This is a genomic window from Hyphomonas sp. (genome assembly GCF_016125515.1).
Classification (GTDB): Bacteria; Pseudomonadota; Alphaproteobacteria; order Caulobacterales; family Hyphomonadaceae; genus Hyphomonas.
Window position 1 is genome coordinate 73,977 of the sequence record NZ_WGLO01000013.1, and the last position, 19,179, is coordinate 93,155.

The following is a 19,179-nucleotide window of genomic DNA, read 5'->3' on the forward strand; positions in this document are numbered from 1 at the left end:
GCCGGAATAAGGTGCCGGCTTCAATGAAATCAGGGGTCTGATATGCGTATTTCGGCTTTGGCGCTGGCAGTGGCGGTCTGGGGTGTGGCGGCGGGCGCGAGCGCGCAGACGCTCGGCTATTACCAGACGCCCGCACTGGGAGACGACGCGCTGGTGTTTGCCAGCGAGGGCGATCTTTGGCGCGCGCCAGCGAGCGGCGGAACGGCAGTGCGCCTGACGACGCATGAAGAGACCGAAAGCAACCCCGTGATCTCGCCGGACGGCAAGTGGATCGCCTTCGACGCAAGTTATGACGGGCCCAGCGAGGTCTATGTGATGCCGGTGGCCGGCGGCGCTCCGGTGCGCCTGACGCATGAAGGCGGCGGCGTGACCGTGCGCGGATGGCTCGACAATTCGCATGTGCTCTACCGCACGACCAACCTGCCGGGCACCATTCCGCGCCAGCTGCGCAGCATCGACCGCGAGACGCTGAAGACCGAGGCGATCCCGCTGGACGGCGCCGACCAGGCGACATTGCTGGCGGATGGCAAGACGCTGGTCTTCACGCGCTATGGCCTGTCGATGTTCTCGGACAATGCCGTGCACTATCGCGGCGGGCGGATGGCGCAGCTGTGGCGCTACACGCTGGGCAGCGACGCCGAGGCCGTGCGGCTGGCAGCAGATTTCGGCGCGCCGATCCGCAGCCCGATGGCCTGGAACGGGCGCATCTACTTCGTCAGCGACAAGTCGGGTACGGACAATATCTGGTCGGTGGACGAGATAGGCAAGGATCCGGTGCAGCATACGCAGTCGACCGGATGGCAGATGCGCACGCCTTACCTGAAGGACGGCAAGATCGCCTATCAGAGCGGCGCGGACCTCTACAGCTATGACATCGCCTCAGGCACGACCGCAAAGCTTGCCCTGACGCTGACCAGCGACAGCGATTCCAAGCGGGAGCGCTGGCTGGAATCGCCGCTGGATTTTCTTTCCGATGCGCGGCTGGCGCCGTCCGGCGAGTCCGTTTCGGTGACGGCGCGCGGCCGGTTCGTGACGGCCTTCACGGGCCAGCGCCGGCGCGTGGAATATGCCATTCCGGCTGGCGCGCGGGCGCGCTCTGCGGCGATGGGCGGCGACGGCAAGGCCGTCTACGCGATCATCGACGGCGGAAACTTCGGCGAGATCTGGGCCTTCCCGGCGGACGGGCGCGGCGAAGGCAAGGCGCTGACGCAAGGCGCGCGGGATTATATCTGGCGGCTGTTCCCGGCGCCCAAGGGCAACACGCTGCTCTACACGACCAAGCGCGGCAAGCTGATGGAGCTGGATACTGCAACCGGCAAGAGCACCGAGATCGACAAGACTGCCAGCAGCGCGGACGATGCCTTCCAGGAATTCACCTGGTCCGCTGACGGACGATACCTCGCCTATACCGGCTATGATGTGCGCGACATGCCGCAGGTGATCCTTTTCGACACGAAATCGCGCACGCGCACCGTTCTGACGACCGGGAAGTATGAATCCTCGGCGCCGGCCTTCTCGGCGGATGGGGCGTGGCTCTATTTCCTGTCCAACCGCAGTTTCACGCCGACACCCGGCGCGCCCTGGGGCGATCGAAACATGGGCCCCTCCTTCGGTGCCCGCGGCAAGCTCTATGCGCTGCAGCTTGATCCGGCGGCGGACTTTCCGTTCGAGATGCCGGACGAGCTGACGGCGGAGGCTGCTGCCGCGAAGGCAGCCGCCGAGGAGGCCAAGACCGCAAAAGCTGGCAAGAAGGACAAGAAGGCGAAGGACGCCCCTGAAGAGGAAAAGCCAGAGACGCAGGCAAAGGTCGACCTGAACGGGGTTCAGGCGCGGCTGTGGGAAGTGCCCGCGCGGGCCGGTGACTATGTCTCGCTTGCCGCGAATGCAACGCACCTGTTCCTGCTGGAAAGCACCGGCAATGACAGCCCGCCCGCGCTGAAGCGGTTGGAGATCAAGGCCGAGAAGCCGGAAGTGGCCGACTATGCCAAGGGTGTTCAGACGTTCGGCCTGTCGACGGATGGCAGCAAGCTGTTCGTGCTGACGGGAGAAGGATCGGAGGCGAAGTTCCTGATCCTTGATCCGAAGGCGGACTTCCCGGAAGACCCGTCGAGCAATCTCGTGCGCCTCGCGGACTGGCGCCCGGCCATCGATCCGCACGACGAGTGGCGGCAGATGACTCTGGATGCCTGGCGCCTGCACCGCGACTTCGCCTATGACCCGAAGCTGCGCGGTGTGAACTGGGACGGTGTGCGTGACCATTTCGTTCCGCTTGCGGATCGTCTCGGCTACCGCGGCGAACTTGATGATCTTCTGGGACAGATGTCGGCCGAGCTCGGCATCCTGCACAGCCAGATCCGTCCGGGCGAGACCCCGGTGGACGACGAGAGCGGTCAGCCGGGCTTCCTGGGCGCGACGTATGAAGCGGCGCCCGGCGGCGTGAAGATTGTGTCGATCCTGTCGGGCGAGACGGACCGGCCAGACACGCTGGGTCCGTTGCTGAAACCGGGCGTGGACGTGAAACCGGGCGATGTGGTCACAGCAGTCGACGGCAAGGCGGTCGCTTCACGCGACGAATTAATGGACGCCTTGACGATGAAGGCGGACCAGCAGGTGCGTCTTGACCTGTTGCGCGGCGCGGCCAAGCGCAGCGAGATCGTTGTGCCGGCCCCCCGGCGCACCGAGAGCCAGCTGCTCTATGCCGACTGGGTGCAGAAGAACCGCGAGGCGGTGGCGAAGGCGTCCGGTGGCAAGATCGGCTATCTGCACCTTCGCGCGATGGGCGCGGCCGATGTGGCAAGTTTTGCCCGCGATTTCTACGAGCACTATGACAAGGACGGCCTGATCATCGATGTGCGCGGTAATCGCGGCGGCAATATCGACAGCTGGATCATCGGCACGCTGCTGCGCAAGGTTTGGGCCTATTGGCCGGGCCCGGACGGCACCGGCGGCAACAGCAACATGCAGCAGACGTTCAAGGGCCACCTCGCCGTGCTGATCAATGAGGGGACCTATTCGGACGGCGAGACTTTCTCGGCCGGCGTCAAGGCGTTGGAACTGGCGCCGTTGATCGGTACACGGACGGCCGGCGCAGGTATATGGCTGTCGGACCGCAATCCGCTGGTCGATGGCGGTCAGGCGCGCGTGGCCGAATTTGCCCAGTACGGCGCTGACGGGCGGTGGCTGCTGGAAGGAAATGGCGTTGCGCCGGATATCGAAGTCGATACGCCGCCGCGCGCAGCCTATCTGGGCGAGGATGCGCAGCTCGCGCGGGCGCTCAGCTATCTGGAAGGCAAGATTGCCGAAGAGCCGGTGGCGCGCTTCACGCCCCGCCCCCTGCCCCCACTGGGCGAACCGGGACAGGATGTGAAGTAGGCGGACCTTTCAGCCCCGCAGAATCAGAAAGCCCGCTCGTGAGAGCGGGCTTTCGCTTGTCCGGTGTGTCTTTGCCGAGGGAAGCGGCGGAGTCGGACAGGAGGGGTTACTGACCCTGGCGCTGCTTGACGGCTTCTTCGTCAGCCAACGCACGGTCTTCGGCGTTGAATTCGATTTCCGGTGCGGCGCCCTTGCCATAGGCGCGGGCTTTCTGGGCAAGGTTGTCCATCGATTCACGCATCTGGCCCTGGCCAACGGCCATGGTTTTCGAGGCGGCCATGCCGACGGCTTCGGCATCCGAGAAGCTCGCGAATTCGGCGCCGAGGAAGACGACCTCCCAGCCTTTGGCGCGGGCGCGGTCGAGCGCGGCCTTGGCGCCCTGTTTGGTGAGCTCGCTGGACGAGTTCTCAAGGCCATCGGTCATGATGACGATGACGGCTTTTTCCGGCGCGTCGGCTTCGGCGCGGCTGATGATGCGGCCGATGGCGTCATAGAGGGGGGTCATGCCGCGCGGGTTGGCCTCGTCATTGGTGACCTTGCTCCAATGGGCAGGGTCGACCTTGTCGCGCAACACGTCGAACTGCATGCCGTCCTGGTGGTCGAAGACGGCGAGGGTGACGGCGGTCTTGATGTCGGCGCCGGCGATCTCGGCGCCCGGGGCGTCGGCGGCGAAGCTGTCGGCATAGGCGTTCACCGAGGTGAGCGCTTCGTCCCAGATGTCTGCCATCGACCCGGTGCGGTCGAGCAGGATGTAGGACTGGACCGTGTCGGTCTTTTGCGGTTGCGGCAGGATCTTTGCCTGCGCGGTGGCGGCGAGCGCGAAACCGGCGGCAATGGCGAGGAGTGATCTGGTGAACTTCATGGTCTGCGTCCCTTCCCAAGTGTGCGGTGAGGGAAAGCTGCGCCGTGAATGCGGCACGTCTGTGTCGCGAATCCGTCAAGGCAAAGGAAAAGGGCCGCCATTTGCATGGCGGCCCCGGTTTCTGGTGAACAACTGTTCAGACTCGCGCAATCCGGGAACGGATCATTTGCTCTTGCGGCGGATGACGTCGTTCTCGCCGGCTTCCTTGCGGTCCTCTTCGTTGAAGTCCATGGCGGCGGCCTCCTCGAAATAGCGGCGGCTCTTGGAGGCAAGCTTGCGCATGGAGGCATCGAAGCTGCCCGAGGCCATGGCCATCGATTTGCTGCCACCGACGCCCATCGCCTCGGCGTCCATGAACTGGCCGAATTCGGCACCGAGAAAGACGACTTCCCAGCCCCTGGCCCGCACGCGGTCGAGCGCCGCCTTGGCGCCGTCCTTGTTGACCTCTTTCGAGGCGTTCTCGTGGCCATCGGTCATCACCACGATGACGGCGCGGGCGGGCTGGTCGGCTTCGGCCAGCGCCACGATGCGGACGATAGAGTCGAACAGTGGGGTCATGCCGCGCGGGCTCGCCTCGGCATCGGTCACCTTCTTCCACTCGACCGCCTTCACGCCGCGCCGCAGCACGTCGAATTGAAGACCGCCATGATGGTCGAAGACCGCCAGGGTCACCTGGTCGTTTTCAGAGGGCTTGGCGCCGTCCGCCGGCTTGGTCAGCGCCTCGACATAGGCGTTCACGGAGCCCAGCGCCTCGGCCCAGATGGACCCCATGGAACCGGTCCGGTCGAGGAGGATATAGGCGTGCGTCTGGGCCGCGGGGGTCGCGTTGGGGTTTGTATCGTTCATGGGTGTTCCTCCGTCGATGCGCCCCCACGCCCGGACACTGCAAATGGTAAAGCGCCCACCCGGTTAAAGGGGGCGCTTCCCATAATTCGATGCTGCAGGTGCGAAGTGGGCGCTGCCCGCCTCAGGCGAACTGCGGTGCGATCTTCAGGTTGCGGACCCAGCCGATCTTCTCGAGGAAAAGCAGCACGGTGCCGTTATAGTCCACAATCCGGTTCCAGACGCCCTTGCGCGGACGGTGCAGCGCGCTTTGCGGCTGGTCATGGTGGTGGTCGTGGAAAGCCTCGCCGCCGGTCAGCAGGGCCATCAGGTGGTCGGCCCAGGCAGGCGTCTTGAGGTGGCCGAGCACGTTGATGCCATAGACGGTGGCGTGGAACTGGATCGCGCGGCCGATGATGACGCTGGCATGCAGCAGCGCCGTCAGCACGAGCGAGCCGCCGCAGGCCCAGACGATCAGGTAGATGATGGCCGGGATGACGAAATGGATGACGAGGCTGAGCTCGTTATAGAAGCGGTCCATCCATATGATGATCGGATGCTTCTTCAGCCACAGCGGCCAGTCGCGCTCGGTGTCCTTCTTGTCGCGGAACAGGATCCAGCCGACCCAGGCCCAGCGCTTGGACTCGAAGGGGTTATGCGGGTCACCCGGCTGATCGGCGAAACGGTGGTGTTGTGAGTGATAGTTCACCCAGTCGCGGACGCGGCCCTGCATGGCTATCATCAGGTTGATCATGGCCAGAACCTGGGCAGGCGGCGCCAGCTCGCCGGCACGGTGCTGCAGGATCCGGTGCAGCGGGCCGATGCCCATGTTGCACCAGAAGACCGAGAAGGCGATGACTCCGATCGCCAGCGGCACATACCACCAGTGGAAGGTGAGCGAGCTGACGAAGATGCCGAGAAGGACCATTGTGACGAACAGGGCGACCCCGAGCACGGGATAGCCAAACGCGGAGAAAAAGCTCGGGATGTCGAAAGTTTTCCAAGTCTTCGGAATCGCGAGCGAGCGCGGTGTCATTGATGTCCAGTCCTTTTCTTCCATCCGGTCGCCGGATTGGCTCTGTATTACGGGAAACTCTCAGCCCCCGCCCCTTAATACTTGATTAAGACCTCAAGCGCGGTGGTCCAAGTGCAAAAAGCGGCGTTACTGGCCCGATCCTGCAAGCGTGATCGAACGCGTTTAGCGGGCGGTGACGGGGCCCGCCTGTTTCGACTAGATGGGGACACGAGGAGCTGGGGCCAAGATGAGTGATGAGCGTCGCCTGAGGGAAATCCGGGATGTGGCCCGGCTTCTGCACCTTGACGATGAGGTCAGTCAGGACCTGTCCGACGTGCGCGTGGCATGCCCGCTGCACGAGGACTGTATCGCGTCGGGTGACAATAACCTGCAGCTGGACCTGCAGGCGGCACGGTTTCGTTGTGCGCTGGATGGCGAGGCGGGCAGCTTCGGCGAATTGATCCGGCGCATCGAGGCCGGGCGGAGCCTGGTGGCGGTGCGCCTGCCCGATGAGGACGAGACGCCGCCGCCTGCTCCAATCGATGCGAGCTATACGGTGGCCGTGCGGGCGACCAATCCGGTGCTTAAGACCGAACCGCAGGTCGCGCTGCTCACCGACAAGCTGCCCTCCCCCGAAGAGATCAAGGCGGCGCGGGAGATCCGGCTGGCGGAAATCCGTGCGGCGCGGGCCGAACGGCGCCGGGGCGCGGGCGAGAAGCTGATCGTGATCGTGCTGGCGCTGGTGTTCCTGATCGCCGGACTGATGGCGGCCGGCCTGTCGGGCTTTGCCAATTACAATGCCTTTGCCTCGACGGTCGCCGATCCGGCGCAGGGGCGTATCTGGGGCGCGGCGGGCATCATCGCCGCCATCGTCTCCTTCGGCGGGTTCACCTTTGTCTACTGGCACGCGGCCAACCGCCGGCGCTGGGAAAGCCTGCGCTCACTGATCTTCGCCCTGATCGGGGCCGGCGCCTCGATCCTCGGAACGGAAATCTACATCCATTCCAACAATCTCTCGGCAGCGGCCGAAGTGTCGAGCGCGGCGACGAACCGGGAAGTTCTTGAGGCGCAGGTCGCCGATTGGCGCCGGCAACTGGAGGGCATCCCGCCGGAGACGCGCTCGGCGGAAGGGCTCGAAGCCTATATCGCCGAGGTCGAACGTGTGGGGCGCACCGAGCAGAAGCCCTACCGGGATGCGCAGAACGAGCTCGGCCTTGCCAAACGCCGCGACGAGCTGAACGCCAAGATCGAAGCGGCGAACGCCGAACTGCTGGGCCAGGGCAGCGGCAACATCCTGCTGCAGGCCGAGCAACGTGCATCACTGCCGAGCTGGTTGTTTGCGGTGCTGCTTGAACTCTTTTCGAGCCAGGCGACGTCGATCGGCCTCGTCGCGCTGCTGATCCTCACGCGGCGGCGGCCGGATCAGTCCGCCAACGGATAGATTTCGCCGTCACGGCCCCGCACGGCCCATCGGTCGTCGCGGCGCTCGATGTCCGACAAGGCCAGCGAGGCCTTGGAGACGCCGCCCGGAATGTCGATCACATAATGCGGCACAGCGAGGCCGGAGGCATTGTCGCGCAAGGCCCGCACGAGGCGCTGGCCCTCCTCCACCGGCACTCGGAAATGCGCGGTGCCGGGCGCCGCGTCGAGCTGGTGCAGGTAATAAGGCTTGATGCCGGCGGAGAGGAAGGCCCGCATCAGGTCGCCCAGTGCTTCGACGCTGTCATTCACCCCGCGCAGCAGGACGGACTGCGAGACGAGTGCGATGCCCTGCGACGCGAGACGGCGGCAGGCAGCGACCGCGTCCGGCTTGAACTCGCGCGCGTGGTTGGCGTGCACGGCGAGGAAGACCGCCTTGGTCTGGCTCGACAGCGCCTCGGCATAGGCCGGTGTGATCCGGTCCGGCCGGGTGACAGGCATACGCGTGTGCCAGCGGATCAGTTTCACATGATCAATGGCTTCGAGGCGGCGGGTGATCTCCCGCGCGCGGGCGGCCGACAGCATCAGCGGATCGCCGCCCGTGAGGATGACTTCGAAAATCTCCGGCTGGCCTTCGATATAAGCGAAGATGGCATCGAGATCCGTCTTCGTGAGCGCTTCACCTTTCTCGGGGCCGACCATTTCGCGGCGGAAGCAGAAGCGGCAATAGACCGGACAGGTCGAGGCGGCCTTGATCAGCACGCGGTCGCGGTAGCGGTGAACGAGGCCGGGTACGGGCGAATGGCGCGCATCGCCGATGGGATCGGCGGACTCTCCGGGCTGAATCTCCAGCTCTTCCGGCGACGGAACATATTGGCGAGCGATGGGATCGGACGCGTCCGCCGGATCGATCAGGGCGGCCAATGGCTGCGGCAGGGCGATGGCATAGGCGACGCCCACATCGGCGAGGCGCGCCACCTGCGCCTCACCCACGAGGCCGGCTTCGGCAAGGTCTGCGACGGAGCGGAGTGTAATGGTGGTCATGGGCGCGCTCCTAGCGGAACGGGCGTCCAGATGACATCGGAAATCTGCGAGGCGTGGGCCGCCAGCATGACCAGCCGGTCAAAGCCGAGCGCGACGCCGCTGGCCTCGGGCATGGCGGCAACGGCGGCGATGAAGTCTTCGTCCAAGGGATAACGCTCGCCATAGACCTGCTGTTTGAGGTCCATCTCGGCGATCTGACGCGCGCGAAGCGTGGCGGCATCCGTCAGCTCGCGGTAGCCGTTCGCGAGTTCGATGCCGCAGGCATATAGCTCGAAGCGTTCGGCGAAGCGCGGGTCTTCAGGATACGGACGGGAGAGCGCCGCCTCGCAGATCGGGTAGCGGTGCAGGATTGTGAGCCGCCCCTGCCCCAGTTGTGGCTCGATCCGCGTGACCAGAACGGCCGAGAAGACATCGGTCCAGCTGGCGCCGGGCGCGGTTTCGACCCCTTCCTTGCGGGCTGCGGCAGCGAGACCGGCCGCGTCGGTCAGCACAGGCTCGAGGTCGATGCCGGCATGGCGGGCGAAAGCGTCGGTCAGCGTCAGCACCTCGGGCGCGGCAAACGGATCGCAGACCGCGCCCCTGAACGCGAGCATGCCTGTGCCGGCGGCTTCAGCGGCGGCACGCGCGAGCGCGGCGCTGTCGGCCATTACCGTGTCGATCCCTTCGCCTACCCGGTACCATTCGAGCATCGTGAACTCCGGCGCATGGCGCAGGCCGGTCTCCCGGTTACGGAACGCGCGGGCAAAATCGAAGATGCGCGTCTCGCCCGCTGCGATCAGTTTCTTCATCGCGAATTCGGGCGAGGTGTTGAGGTAAAGCGGCGTGCGGGCCCCGTTTTCGGCGATGAAGTCCGTTTCGAAGCCATGCAGATGTGCCTCATTGCCCGGCGAGGCCTGGAGCTGGCCGCATTCGGTTTCTGTGAAGCCCTCCGAGGCGAACCAGGCCCGCAGCGACGCCTTGATGGCCCCGCGCGCGACGAGATAGCCGCGGCGGCGGGCATGGGCCTCGGGCGACCACCAGGTGGGGGTGTCGGGGGTCAGGGGCTGCTCCAGTGGGGCGAAACCATACCAGGCCAATGCCGCAACGGCTGGCCAAACGGCGCGGAGGCGGTATATAGCGGCGCTTTCGCTCTCGCAACTCAGGAACGCCCCATGGCCGTTGAAATCGCTGCGGATATCCGCAAAGGCAACATCATCGAACACACCGACGGTCAGCTCTACGTCGTGCTCAAGGCGGAATCCTTCCGCCCGGGCAAAGGCACGCCGACCACGACGATCGACATGCGCCGCATCTCGGACGGCATCAAGATTTCCAATACTTACAAGACGTCCGACAAGGTCGAGAAGGCCTATGTCGAGGAAGTCGACCACACCTATCTCTACATGGAAGGCGAGAACTACGTCTTCATGAACTCGGCCAATTACGAGCAGGTCACCGTGCCGGCCGCGATGGTCGGCGACGGCGCCCACTACCTGCAGGAAAACATGACGGTGATCCTGCAGATGTTCAACGGCGAGGCCGTTTCGGTCACCCTGCCCGCCCGTATCACCGCCGAAATCGTGGAAACCGAACCGGTCGTCAAAGGCCAGACGGCTTCGGGCTCCTACAAACCCGCCAAGCTGGACAATGGCGCCCGCATCATGGTGCCCGCCCATATCGGCGTCGGCACACGCGTGATCGTGAACACCGAAGACGGCAGCTACATGGAGCGCGCCAAGGACTGAGGCGGGAACCATTTGCGAAGCCCACGCATAGTCCCCCTGAAGTCTTAGTTCTTCGACATCTGAGAAACTCATACCCAGCCGGTGCTTGCCCAGCACCGGTTGTTTTTGTGCGGGCCGCTTTCTGTTGCAAGTCATGCAGATCTGCAGCGCTGGAGAGGCTTTCTTAACCGAGTCCGTGCTATTATTAACATGTGGTGGAAAACGGATCAGAAGTGGGTCCATTAAGGTAGAACATCGACGACGGCGATGACCGACTCCAAGCCCATCCTGCCGCGCTCCGCGCCACGCCTGCGCACGCTGAAGGCCGCCAGGGTTGTGTTCAACTCTGATTGCAGCAGCTACGACGTCATAATCCGGGATATGTCCGATTCCGGCGTCCGGCTGAAACTCGGCTCGGCATTCGCGGTGCCCGACCATTTCGATCTGATCATTGCGAACCCGAACTCGGGCAAGAAGGACCGCAAGGCCTGCGAAAAGGTCTGGCAGCGCGGCGACCAGGTCGGCGCGCGATTCCTGACGGTCGTCGCAATGTCTAATATGACCCTGCCCCTCGAAGCCCCCCGGCTTCGGCGCAAACCGATCGGCGCTTGAGCAGCCGCAACATTGATTTCCGCACTCATCTGACTGTAAGGCACCGGTCAGGTGGGCCCAACAAACTTCAGCAAAATGCTGATGAGGCTGACATTGCAAATCATACTCGTAGAAGACGATGCCGAACTGGCAGAGACCATCCAACTCGGCTGGCCGGACGAGACCGACCGTGTGGATTTCTATTCCCGTTATGCGGACTTCAAACCGGTGCTGTTCTCCAGCGGCTTCGGCGCGACCGATTGCGTCATCCTCGACATGACACTCCCGGATGCATCCGGCACGCAGATCATCAGTGACATTCGCAGCATCAGCGACGTGCCGATCCTTGTCCTTTCGGGATGGGGCGGGACCGAATTCCGCGCCGACCTGATCAACCAGGGCATCGACGATTATGTGCTCAAGCCGCTAAGCGTGAAGGAATTGCACGCGCGCGTCGCCCGACTGGTGCGCCGGAACCGGCCGAGGGCCGCCGCTGAGGCGCCGCCGGTCCAGATCAATGGCGTGACGTTCGACCGTTCGCGCCGCGCACTGCTGTACGGCGACGCGCAGACCGAGCTGACGCATGCTGAATTCCAGCTGCTCGGCACGTTGGTCGACGCCAAAGGCCGTGTGGTCTCGCGCGATGAACTCTACCTGAAGGCCTTCGGCCGCCCCCACAAGGAGGGCGAGAAAGTTCTCGAAACCTATATCAGCCGCCTACGGAGCAAACTTGGGCAGCTGCAGAGCGATGCGGAAAACACGATCCAGACGGCCCGCGGCGCCGGCTACCGGATGATGGTTCACACGTCCGGTTCCTGAGCTGCGGCATTGGCCGCGCGTTGGTCCAGCAATCTGCGCAAATGAGTGGCAAGGTCTGACCGCCGAAACGGTTTGGGCAGGAATTCGATATCCGGCGGAAGGCGCCCGGTCTGGTCCACCAACTCCCTTGGATAGCCGGAAGAGTAGAGAACCGCGATGTCCGGAAGGCGTGACCTGGCAACATCCACCAGTGTCAGGACGCTGGCCGATCCCGGCATGACGAGATCGGTCAGCAACAGATCAGCCTCGCCGCCGGCTTCGAGGTAGGCAATCGCCTCATCGGCATTGACCTTTGATGTGATAGAGTAGCCGAGCGCTGACAACACCCCCTCCACATGCGCGCGCACGCCCGCATCGTCCTCGACCAGAAGAATATGCTCATCGCCGCCGGCGACAGGTGCGCCGAGCGGCTCGGCCTGCACCGGCGCCGGAGCCGTCTCTTCAACGTAGGGAAAATGCAACGTGACGCGTGTGCCCTGCCCCGGCTGCGATTCGATGCCGAGCCGGCCGCCGGACTGCGCCATGAAGCCGAACGCCATGCTGAGCCCGAGACCCACACCCTTGCCCACCGCCTTGGTCGTGTAGAATGGCTCAAGACACCGGCGCAGAGTGTCGGCGTCCATGCCGGTGCCGGTGTCAGCGACAACAAGCACGACCTCCTTCTGACCGTCCATTTCCGAAACCTGCGTCGATAGATGCAGAGTGCCGCCACTGAGCATCGCATCGCGGGCATTGACCGCGAGATTCAAAAGCACCAGCTCCAGCTGGCTAGGGTCGGCTTCAATGCGCGCCGGGGTCGCGCTCGTCTCGATCTCGATACGGATGTTGGCTCGCAGGATCCGGCCGAACAGTTCGGCGCTGCGCAGGATCACCCCATTGAGGTCCAGAGACACGGGCTTGATGGGACTGCGCCGCGAAAAAGCCAGAAGCCGCCCCGTAAGATCACGCCCACGTTCGGCCGCCGAAGAAATGAGTTCGATCAGGCGCCGGTCGCGCACCTCGGCAGTTCGGTCAAGCAGCGTCTCGGCATTGCCGAGAATTATGGCCAGCAAATTGTTGAAATCATGCGCCACCCCGCCCGTGATCTGACCAAGTGCCTCGAGCTTCTCGGATTGCGCAAGGCGCATCTCCGCAACTTTCTGGTCGGTGATGTCCACCATGTTGCCGACCATGTGCAAGGCCTTGCCGGTTTCGCTGCGCGAGACGAACCCGCGATCGAACACGAAGCGCACGCCGCCATCGTCGCGCATGAAACGGTACTCGGCCGACCAGTTTTCCGCATCGCCCGCGGCGGCAGCGATGAAGCTTTCCACGACCCGTTCACGGTCGTCCGGGTGCAGACGGTTTATCCAAGAAGACGGTGGTGCGGCCTTCAGGAGCGCATCCGGGTCCCCCGCGATCGTTCGGAAATTCTCGTTCCAATCAATACGACCGGTTTCGAAATCCCAGTCCCACACCACGTCCTGGGTCGACCGCGAAAGCATCTGGTAACGCGCCTCGTTGGAGCGCGCCCTTTCTTCGGCGGCAAACTTGTCCGACATGTCGCGGATCATCGCCACCCAATGCGCAGGCGCGCCGCCATCGTCCTGCACCGGCACCATATCCACCTCGGCCGGCACCATCCGGCTGTCGCGGGTGCGCAGCTGCAGGTCTGAGCGCAGCGACACCGCACGCGACAAGCTGTTTTCGAAAACTTCCAGCGGTACGTTGGGCGCCGCCGAGAACAAGACCTGCGAGACTGGCCGCCCGATCACATCGTCAATTTCGAGACCTGTGACCTGGAAGAAGGCCGGGTTGGCATAGACGATGGGCGCATGCGGATCGACCGCCCTGTGTCCTGCTTCGAAGATCACGATCATGTCGTTCAGCCTGCGGACGGAAAGGTCCAGAAGCTTGAGGCGCCGGTCCTGTTCAACCTCATGGGTGACATCCATGATCACGCCCGTCAGCGCGAGACCTTGCACGGTTTGGGTCAATTCGCCGACACCGCGCACATGCAGCGTCCGCCCGTCCGGGTGCAACACGCGGTGGCTGAACTCGAAAGCGGGGGCCGCGGCGGCTGCATAGGCCCTGTAAGTCTCGCTCAACGCTGGCAGGTCGACCGGCGGGACGTTGACCCGGAAAGCCTCCCAGGGAGTTCCGTCAGGGTCGACCGCTACGCCGTAGATCCCGCAGGTCTCGGCAGAGGCAAAAATGCGGCCCGACCAGAATTCGTATTTCCACATGCCCATCCGGCTGAGACGCCGGGCCGTGCGCAGCGTCGTACTCTGCTCGGCAAGCTTCAAGGCGTCCGGATCTGCCTCGGCCAGCCGCGCGGCCGTACTAAGCATCAATTCTTCGCGCGCCTGCTCTGAGGCGATCAGCCGGCTTATGTCGCGCACGGAAACCAGTTCTGCCGGACGGCCTTTCCAGTTTGCCGCGCGCAGGGCCGACTGAACGAACAGGACTTCGCCAGATTTCGTCAGATGACGGAATACGGCGGGCTCGCTGCGCCCTGCCCGGCTCGCCCGCAAGCTGTCCTGGAAGTATGGGATATCCCCGGGCGGCAGCAGATCGATCGCCGTCATCGCCAGGAATTCGCCGGGCGGATAGCCATAGGCTGCCAGAGCTGCCTCGTTCGCGTCCAGTATACGCAAGGTCGCGGGATCCTGGATCCACATCGGGTCCGGATGCCGTTGGTAGAATATCTCGCGTTCCTGCATGTTTCGCAGACCCGATGCCCGTGCCCCGCATTGGCAACCCGGACAGGCCTAGCATGCCCTGGCGCCGGGCGCATCCGGAATGGCGTCAGTAGGTCGGCATCTGCGAGTCGAACACAACGGCGCCAAGGGCGGCGCGGGCCGCATCAAGGCCGGCGGTGGTTTCTTCTGCGGTAATCTCGAGCAGATGGGCGATGTCGTTTGCGCCGAGCCCCGCCCCGAGATGCAACGCGGCAATCTCGCGGGTATCGAGCGCCAAGCCCAGAAGCGGGGCGAATTCTGCGTCGAGATCAATCGGCAAGCGCGGCACGGCGCCTGAGGTGCGCAGCACGCGGCAGACGGCCCGGACCAGATAGGCATAGGATTCATCGGCCTGGTCGGGATCTGGATCGGTCGACAGGTAGAGCGTCAGCGCATCTTCCACCAGCTCGTCGCCCTGGGCGCGGTTGCCGATGACCAGCCGCGCGAACGCCCGGACCTTGCGAAGGACTTTTTCAACGGTCATCACGGTCATGTATTCGAGCGCTGGGGGCTCACCGTGTAGGCTGGGCGCCAGCTTCATCGGCTCGATCCTCGCAGGGGTTGGGACTTCCGAGCACTCTCATGCACGACGGATCCTAGGATCGCGTTGCGCCAGGGTCTAAAAGATAAAACTCCGGAACCTGTTGCAGCGCCTGCAGAAACGGCCTGCCTTACCGAGCGGCTCAAAAGGCCGGAAACTCGACAATTCCGGAAGAATGGCGCGCCGGCGAGGGTGAAGCTGGGCACCTTTTTACTCTAAAGATCAATAAGCGGATTGGCGTGGACGCCTAGCATTCGCAATAGCTGCGTTTGGTTTCCAGGAAGGTCTGCCCCGGACAATTTTGGATTGAGTCTGGTGTTTTCGCGTCAACTGCCCCTTTCTGGAAACAGTCTTGACGTCCCAGTTACAATCGCTCTCACGTCGCAGTATCGGCAGCAAGCACCTGGCATTTGTGGTGCTCAGTCTAACCGCTTTCGCAGAGCATTCAGCCCATCCTCGACCAGTTCCAGAGCGTAAGGCTGCCAGTCTTCAGACCCCTGAATCTTCAAGCCGACTTCAATTTTGGCGACCACTTCGGCTAACGATGCGACAGAGTCTTGCCCATCGAGGAAGCGCCGGTCGCCCCCTTCACGGGGGCGTGGATCGAAACCGCTAGAGGGCAAAGGCCAAGGCGAGCCCCGGGTCGCCCACGACCTTTGGCGTTTGCGCGCACTTGGAGATTTTGATTCCGCGCTTTTGCGGGACGTGCATACTGCCCCACGAAAACACCTTCGCTCTGATGCTCATGACCACGCCCATAAACGATCCCAACCAAATGCTCAGTACACAGGATGCGGCAGCCCTGCTCGGCCTCCAGCCCTGCACGCTTGCTGCTTGGCGTGAAGACGGTTCCCAACCTGGCCTCGCCTTCTTCAAGTTGGGCAAGGCCGTCAGATATCGCTATGCAGACATCTTAGCGTTCATTGATACTCGCAAGGCGTCCAGCACCCTGATAGCGCGCCAGATAAGCCCGCCCCCGGCATGCCCTCTGCCCCGCGAACGCACTTGTTCACCTCACGCAGCCACCGCCCTCGCCCGAATACCTGCATCCGCAAAACCTCCACAGCAGCCTTACCAGCGAACAGCTGAAAAGGTTCGTCTACGGAAGGCGGCAAAAAATGGCGAGGATCGACAGCAGTCCCTGTTCTAGAAATCCACTTTTCGCCCCATGCATGAAGATCGAACGGGTGGATCCAATCGTGGAGAACGCGGAGTTTGCAGTTTTGAAACGTGTTCGGTCGATCGGAGGCACCGGCTTTCACCGTCACGACAGACTCTCCGCTCGAAAACTGGGCCAATGGTGTTTCAATTCACTCGCCATAATTATCGGTATCCACATCGGTTTCTAACACTACGTGGAACGCGAACACTCCCACTGTGAATGTTCCGCGAAGATGTTAGCGACCGGTACGTCCAATTTTTCCCAAAATTGCCCGCAGAACGAGCTCGTCGCCTCGCGCACCAAGCTGAGCAATCCCGAATAGAACTGACCATGCCCGTTGTGTGGGCGCCAAGGCCGCCAAATACGGACTTGCACTGGCTAGAACAAGCATGAGCCCACCTTTGAGTTCGCGTTCAGCGGTACCATCGGGCAGACTACTGGCCCTCGGCTGCCAGCGCCCTGCAGCGCTCCAAAACCAAACCGATGACCTTGTCTTTGATCGTTCGAGCGGCTTCGACCTCAATGGCAATTTCAGACAGAGGACTCGATTGCGCCCGTTGGGCCACGCGCGCTGTAAGTTCTGTGATCGCCGTCTCAGCACCCTCGGCGGACAGGCCGATTGTGCGCGCCAGCGCGAGGAAGTCCTGGCGCGTCAGACGGTCATCCTTGCCATTGAGCTTGAGCGCCATGCGATCGCCTCCCAAACCCGGAAAGACGCGCGTGGTGACGGCGTCGTAGAGCGGCGCGAAGCGCACGCTCGTGAAAGCCTTGTCACCTAATTCGGCGATTTTGATCAATGCAAGGTTCTTGAGGTGCATGTCGCCGTCAGCGATGAGCCAGGCGAACACGGCGCGGCGGAAAAGGATATCGAGATCACGGGCAGGATCTGTGGACAGTGGTCGCAGCCCGCGCGCCATCCGCTCGATCGTTGCGTCGTATTTGGCAGACGCCGGAAGGTCCAGAATCGAGCAGAAATCCTCGATCGCCAACCGCCGATGATCTGCCAGCCCGCGGCGAATATCGAACCGCTCGATCACGAGCGCTGGCGACATGCCACCCGGCATCTCCAGGAGCACGGCACCCGGCACTTCGAAACCGGCTGAGCGGCCGAGCTCAAGACAAAACCACTCAACGATTGGCAGGGTTTCGAAGCCGGCCGTGCCGGCCGGCTTGAGGATATGCGTGAAGGGCTGATTGATGGCCGGAACGAGTGTGCCATCGGGCATCAAACTCATTGGCGCCTTGATCTGGACGCCCGACAGGCGGGGGGTTTCTGCGCGCGCAAAGATTCGCGCGAGGTTTTGCTCGAATGTTTCCTCGATCTCGCCCCGCGCTGGACCGGCATAGGTGCCAGTGAAGCGTCCGGCATCGCTATACTCCCCCAGTGATGTCGTGAGTATATCCGCAGGCAGCGCCGACAGTTGGCGGCGGTCTTCGGCGATGGTGATATTGGACATGTACCGTCGTCCGCGGCGGAGCGCTTCGCGTTCGTCGCGCTCTTTGAGAACCTGCGCCAGCCAGCCCTCGGGCAGCAGCGATTCAATGAAGGCCGGCAACTTGCCTGGCGTCGTTTCGCGAACCACGGCAGGTCCCGCCGAGCGCGCCGGCTTCCAGCGCCATTCAAATCCGTCGTGGGTAAGCCGGCCCTGATCCTCGCCGTGCCAGGCGACGAGAAGATCAAGCGCCGCCTTGTTTACCGGCGCCTTCACAGGCCCTCGCTCGGCCAGCAGGAAGCGTTCAGCGCCCTCCCCTTCGCGGTACCATTCATTCTCACGCGCCAGGACCCAGACGGCGTCGGCTGCGGCTTGAGGGTCGCCGTACTCGTCCACCAGACGCGCTGCCATCTGCGCGCGCATCTCCGTCGTGACAGCGCTCGCATGTTCGCTGCGTAATCGGAAAGCTTCGAGAAAGCGCTGGCGCGGCGAAGAGGCATGGATACGCAGCTCTCCCAGTTCGTCGCCGATCACCGCAAGTGCCGTCGATGGTTGTTTCGGCGCTTCATTCTGGATGATCTCGAGCGTGCGCAGCCGCGTACGCTGGTTGCGCCGGCCGCTGATGAACAGTCGGCCATCGGACGTTGGGGCAAGGAGCACTGCGCTTGCTGATGACAGAAACGCGTTGGGATAGAGATAGTGCGCAATCCGGACTGCATGGCCGAGGATGGTGGCCTCGATGTTCCCTTGGTCATCGACATAAACCCCGCGCACGAGTTGGATCAACTCACCGGCCTGCGCGCGCTGATGCGCACTTTTGGCATCAATTGTTTCACCGACCAAATGAAGTGTCATAGAATTATCTCGCATCTCAGATGCGCGTTAATCCCACGAATTGGGCCCATGCACAAGAATTATCGCGCATCTGAGATGCGAGATAATTCTGATGAAGCCGAGAAGCCCGCTTATCGCGCCTAAATGGGGCAGGGCGACACAACCCCAACGATTGGCGAGAATGGTCGCGCAATGACTGCGCGGCTGGTCGCCTCGCAACTCATTTTCTGCGCTGTCCCACGACCCAGCAGTACCGACTATTCCCGACCAAAGCCGATGAAAGTAGCTGGGCAGGTGCTGGCTACCATCAAAATCGGCCCCAAAACAGTAAGGGTCAAACTTCTACGTCACTGTTTTTCTTGAGAAAAAATGGCGGGCGGTACAAGGTTCGAACTTGTGACCCCTACGATGTCAAACCGTGTGCGTGCCAACGGCAAACTCGGAGAAAAGTTGCCAGACGTAGTCGAGGCTATAGCCGGAAGAAAATCGCCGGAAGCGGTCATCCATGAAGGCTGCGCTGGCTTAACTAATGCTGTTGCCTTTACCAAGAGGCGCACGGAGCGCTCGCAGAACCATGGCCGATCCCGTCAAGAGGGACGCAACGCCTGCCACCGGCAGAAACACCAAGCCCGGACCACCAATCCCGACCGTGTAAAAGGAAGCGGCCCAAGCGAACAAGCCCAGCGCGGCGAGAAGCAAAACTGTTGATTTCTGCTGAGAACTGACCCGGGGTTTCCATCGAGAACTGACCCGCCTTTAGACTATCTTTCGAGTTTCATTTGCGGGTCAAGACGATGCCTTCTCCTTTTTCGATTTCGGCTTCTGCGCCGAGCTATTCTTGA

Annotated in this window: 14 protein-coding genes; 6 read left to right on the forward strand and 8 right to left on the reverse strand. The window is 63.0% G+C overall.

Annotated features, from left to right (window positions below):
- Positions 1 to 42 precede the first annotated feature (42 nt).
- Positions 43 to 3,372 (forward strand): S41 family peptidase, encoded by a 3,330-nt coding sequence (locus tag GC148_RS11915; RefSeq protein ID WP_291070982.1) that lies wholly within the window; start codon positions 43 to 45, stop codon positions 3,370 to 3,372.
- A 106-nt stretch (positions 3,373 to 3,478) separates the two neighbouring features.
- Here GC148_RS11915 and GC148_RS11920 read toward each other — a convergent pair whose 3' ends face one another.
- The 3 genes from GC148_RS11920 to GC148_RS11930 all read right to left on the reverse strand — a co-directional run bounded on the left by GC148_RS11920 (position 3,479) and on the right by GC148_RS11930 (position 6,092).
- Entirely contained in the window at positions 3,479 to 4,234 is a 756-nt protein-coding gene (locus GC148_RS11920) for a vWA domain-containing protein (protein WP_291070983.1), read from the reverse strand.
- A 162-nt stretch (positions 4,235 to 4,396) separates the two neighbouring features.
- Positions 4,397 to 5,080, reverse strand: a complete 684-nt coding sequence (locus tag GC148_RS11925; RefSeq protein ID WP_291070984.1) for a vWA domain-containing protein — start codon at positions 5,078 to 5,080, stop codon at positions 4,397 to 4,399.
- Between the two features lie 121 nt (positions 5,081 to 5,201).
- Complete coding sequence (locus GC148_RS11930) at positions 5,202 to 6,092, reverse strand: acyl-CoA desaturase (RefSeq protein ID WP_291070985.1); 891 nt, start codon at positions 6,090 to 6,092, stop codon at positions 5,202 to 5,204.
- A gap of 226 nt (positions 6,093 to 6,318) precedes the next feature.
- Here GC148_RS11930 and GC148_RS11935 point away from each other — a divergent pair, with 226 nt between their 5' ends.
- Positions 6,319 to 7,512 (forward strand): hypothetical protein, encoded by a 1,194-nt coding sequence (locus GC148_RS11935; RefSeq protein ID WP_291070986.1) that lies wholly within the window; start codon positions 6,319 to 6,321, stop codon positions 7,510 to 7,512.
- On the opposite strand, the gene GC148_RS11940 is transcribed toward GC148_RS11935, so the two are convergent.
- Positions 7,494 to 8,534 carry a lysine-2,3-aminomutase-like protein gene (locus tag GC148_RS11940; RefSeq protein ID WP_291070987.1) on the reverse strand — a complete coding sequence of 347 codons (1,041 nt, stop codon included), beginning with the start codon at positions 8,532 to 8,534 and terminating at the stop codon, positions 7,494 to 7,496. The two genes, GC148_RS11935 and GC148_RS11940, sit on opposite strands and share 19 nt — an antisense overlap.
- Positions 8,531 to 9,610, reverse strand: coding sequence for an EF-P lysine aminoacylase EpmA (epmA, locus tag GC148_RS11945; protein ID WP_291070988.1), 1,080 nt, complete (start codon positions 9,608 to 9,610; stop codon positions 8,531 to 8,533). The genes GC148_RS11940 and epmA overlap by 4 nt, the downstream gene beginning before the upstream one ends.
- A gap of 75 nt (positions 9,611 to 9,685) precedes the next feature.
- On the opposite strand from epmA, the gene efp reads away from it, so the two are divergent.
- The 3 genes from efp (at position 9,686) to GC148_RS11960 (ending at position 11,647) form a co-directional block, all read left to right on the forward strand.
- Complete coding sequence (gene efp / locus GC148_RS11950; protein WP_291070989.1) at positions 9,686 to 10,258, forward strand: elongation factor P; 573 nt, start codon at positions 9,686 to 9,688, stop codon at positions 10,256 to 10,258.
- 246 nt (positions 10,259 to 10,504) lie between these two features.
- Positions 10,505 to 10,849 (forward strand): PilZ domain-containing protein, encoded by a 345-nt coding sequence (locus tag GC148_RS11955; RefSeq protein ID WP_291070990.1) that lies wholly within the window; start codon positions 10,505 to 10,507, stop codon positions 10,847 to 10,849.
- Between the two features lie 81 nt (positions 10,850 to 10,930).
- The gene (locus tag GC148_RS11960) at positions 10,931 to 11,647 is read left to right on the forward strand and encodes a response regulator transcription factor (protein ID WP_291070991.1); all 717 of its coding nucleotides are present in this window, start codon (positions 10,931 to 10,933) and stop codon (positions 11,645 to 11,647) included.
- On the opposite strand, the gene GC148_RS11965 is transcribed toward GC148_RS11960, so the two are convergent.
- Positions 11,629 to 14,349, reverse strand: a complete 2,721-nt coding sequence (locus tag GC148_RS11965; RefSeq protein WP_291070992.1) for a PAS domain-containing protein — start codon at positions 14,347 to 14,349, stop codon at positions 11,629 to 11,631. The two genes, GC148_RS11960 and GC148_RS11965, sit on opposite strands and share 19 nt — an antisense overlap.
- Before the next feature lie 85 nt (positions 14,350 to 14,434).
- Positions 14,435 to 14,908 carry a hypothetical protein gene (locus GC148_RS11970; protein WP_291070993.1) on the reverse strand — a complete coding sequence of 158 codons (474 nt, stop codon included), beginning with the start codon at positions 14,906 to 14,908 and terminating at the stop codon, positions 14,435 to 14,437.
- Between the two features lie 775 nt (positions 14,909 to 15,683).
- Between GC148_RS11970 and GC148_RS15960 the strand changes: the two genes are divergently transcribed.
- A complete protein-coding gene (locus tag GC148_RS15960) occupies positions 15,684 to 16,058 on the forward strand; it encodes a helix-turn-helix domain-containing protein (RefSeq protein WP_366063778.1) in 375 nt (124 codons plus the stop codon).
- 446 nt (positions 16,059 to 16,504) lie between these two features.
- Here the strand turns inward: GC148_RS15960 and GC148_RS11975 are convergent, their stop codons facing one another.
- Positions 16,505 to 18,358 carry a HipA domain-containing protein gene (locus tag GC148_RS11975; protein ID WP_366063770.1) on the reverse strand — a complete coding sequence of 618 codons (1,854 nt, stop codon included), beginning with the start codon at positions 18,356 to 18,358 and terminating at the stop codon, positions 16,505 to 16,507.
- Positions 18,359 to 19,179: the final 821 nt, after the last annotated feature.

What these genes read in the sequence shown, in the direction of transcription:
- GC148_RS11915 (WP_291070982.1), top strand. Translation starts at nt 43, where the DNA reads ATGCGTATTTCGGCTTTGGCGCTGGCAGTGGCGGTCTGGGGTGTGGCG.
- GC148_RS11920 (WP_291070983.1), bottom strand. Translation starts at nt 4,234, where the DNA reads ATGAAGTTCACCAGATCACTCCTCGCCATTGCCGCCGGTTTCGCGCTC.
- GC148_RS11925 (WP_291070984.1), bottom strand. Translation starts at nt 5,080, where the DNA reads ATGAACGATACAAACCCCAACGCGACCCCCGCGGCCCAGACGCACGCC.
- GC148_RS11930 (WP_291070985.1), bottom strand. Translation starts at nt 6,092, where the DNA reads ATGACACCGCGCTCGCTCGCGATTCCGAAGACTTGGAAAACTTTCGAC.
- GC148_RS11935 (WP_291070986.1), top strand. Translation starts at nt 6,319, where the DNA reads ATGAGTGATGAGCGTCGCCTGAGGGAAATCCGGGATGTGGCCCGGCTT.
- GC148_RS11940 (WP_291070987.1), bottom strand. Translation starts at nt 8,534, where the DNA reads ATGACCACCATTACACTCCGCTCCGTCGCAGACCTTGCCGAAGCCGGC.
- efp (WP_291070989.1), top strand. Translation starts at nt 9,686, where the DNA reads ATGGCCGTTGAAATCGCTGCGGATATCCGCAAAGGCAACATCATCGAA.
- GC148_RS11955 (WP_291070990.1), top strand. Translation starts at nt 10,505, where the DNA reads ATGACCGACTCCAAGCCCATCCTGCCGCGCTCCGCGCCACGCCTGCGC.
- GC148_RS11960 (WP_291070991.1), top strand. Translation starts at nt 10,931, where the DNA reads ATGAGGCTGACATTGCAAATCATACTCGTAGAAGACGATGCCGAACTG.
- GC148_RS11965 (WP_291070992.1), bottom strand. Translation starts at nt 14,349, where the DNA reads ATGCAGGAACGCGAGATATTCTACCAACGGCATCCGGACCCGATGTGG.
- GC148_RS11970 (WP_291070993.1), bottom strand. Translation starts at nt 14,908, where the DNA reads ATGAAGCTGGCGCCCAGCCTACACGGTGAGCCCCCAGCGCTCGAATAC.
- GC148_RS15960 (WP_366063778.1), top strand. Translation starts at nt 15,684, where the DNA reads ATGCTCAGTACACAGGATGCGGCAGCCCTGCTCGGCCTCCAGCCCTGC.
- GC148_RS11975 (WP_366063770.1), bottom strand. Translation starts at nt 18,358, where the DNA reads ATGACACTTCATTTGGTCGGTGAAACAATTGATGCCAAAAGTGCGCAT.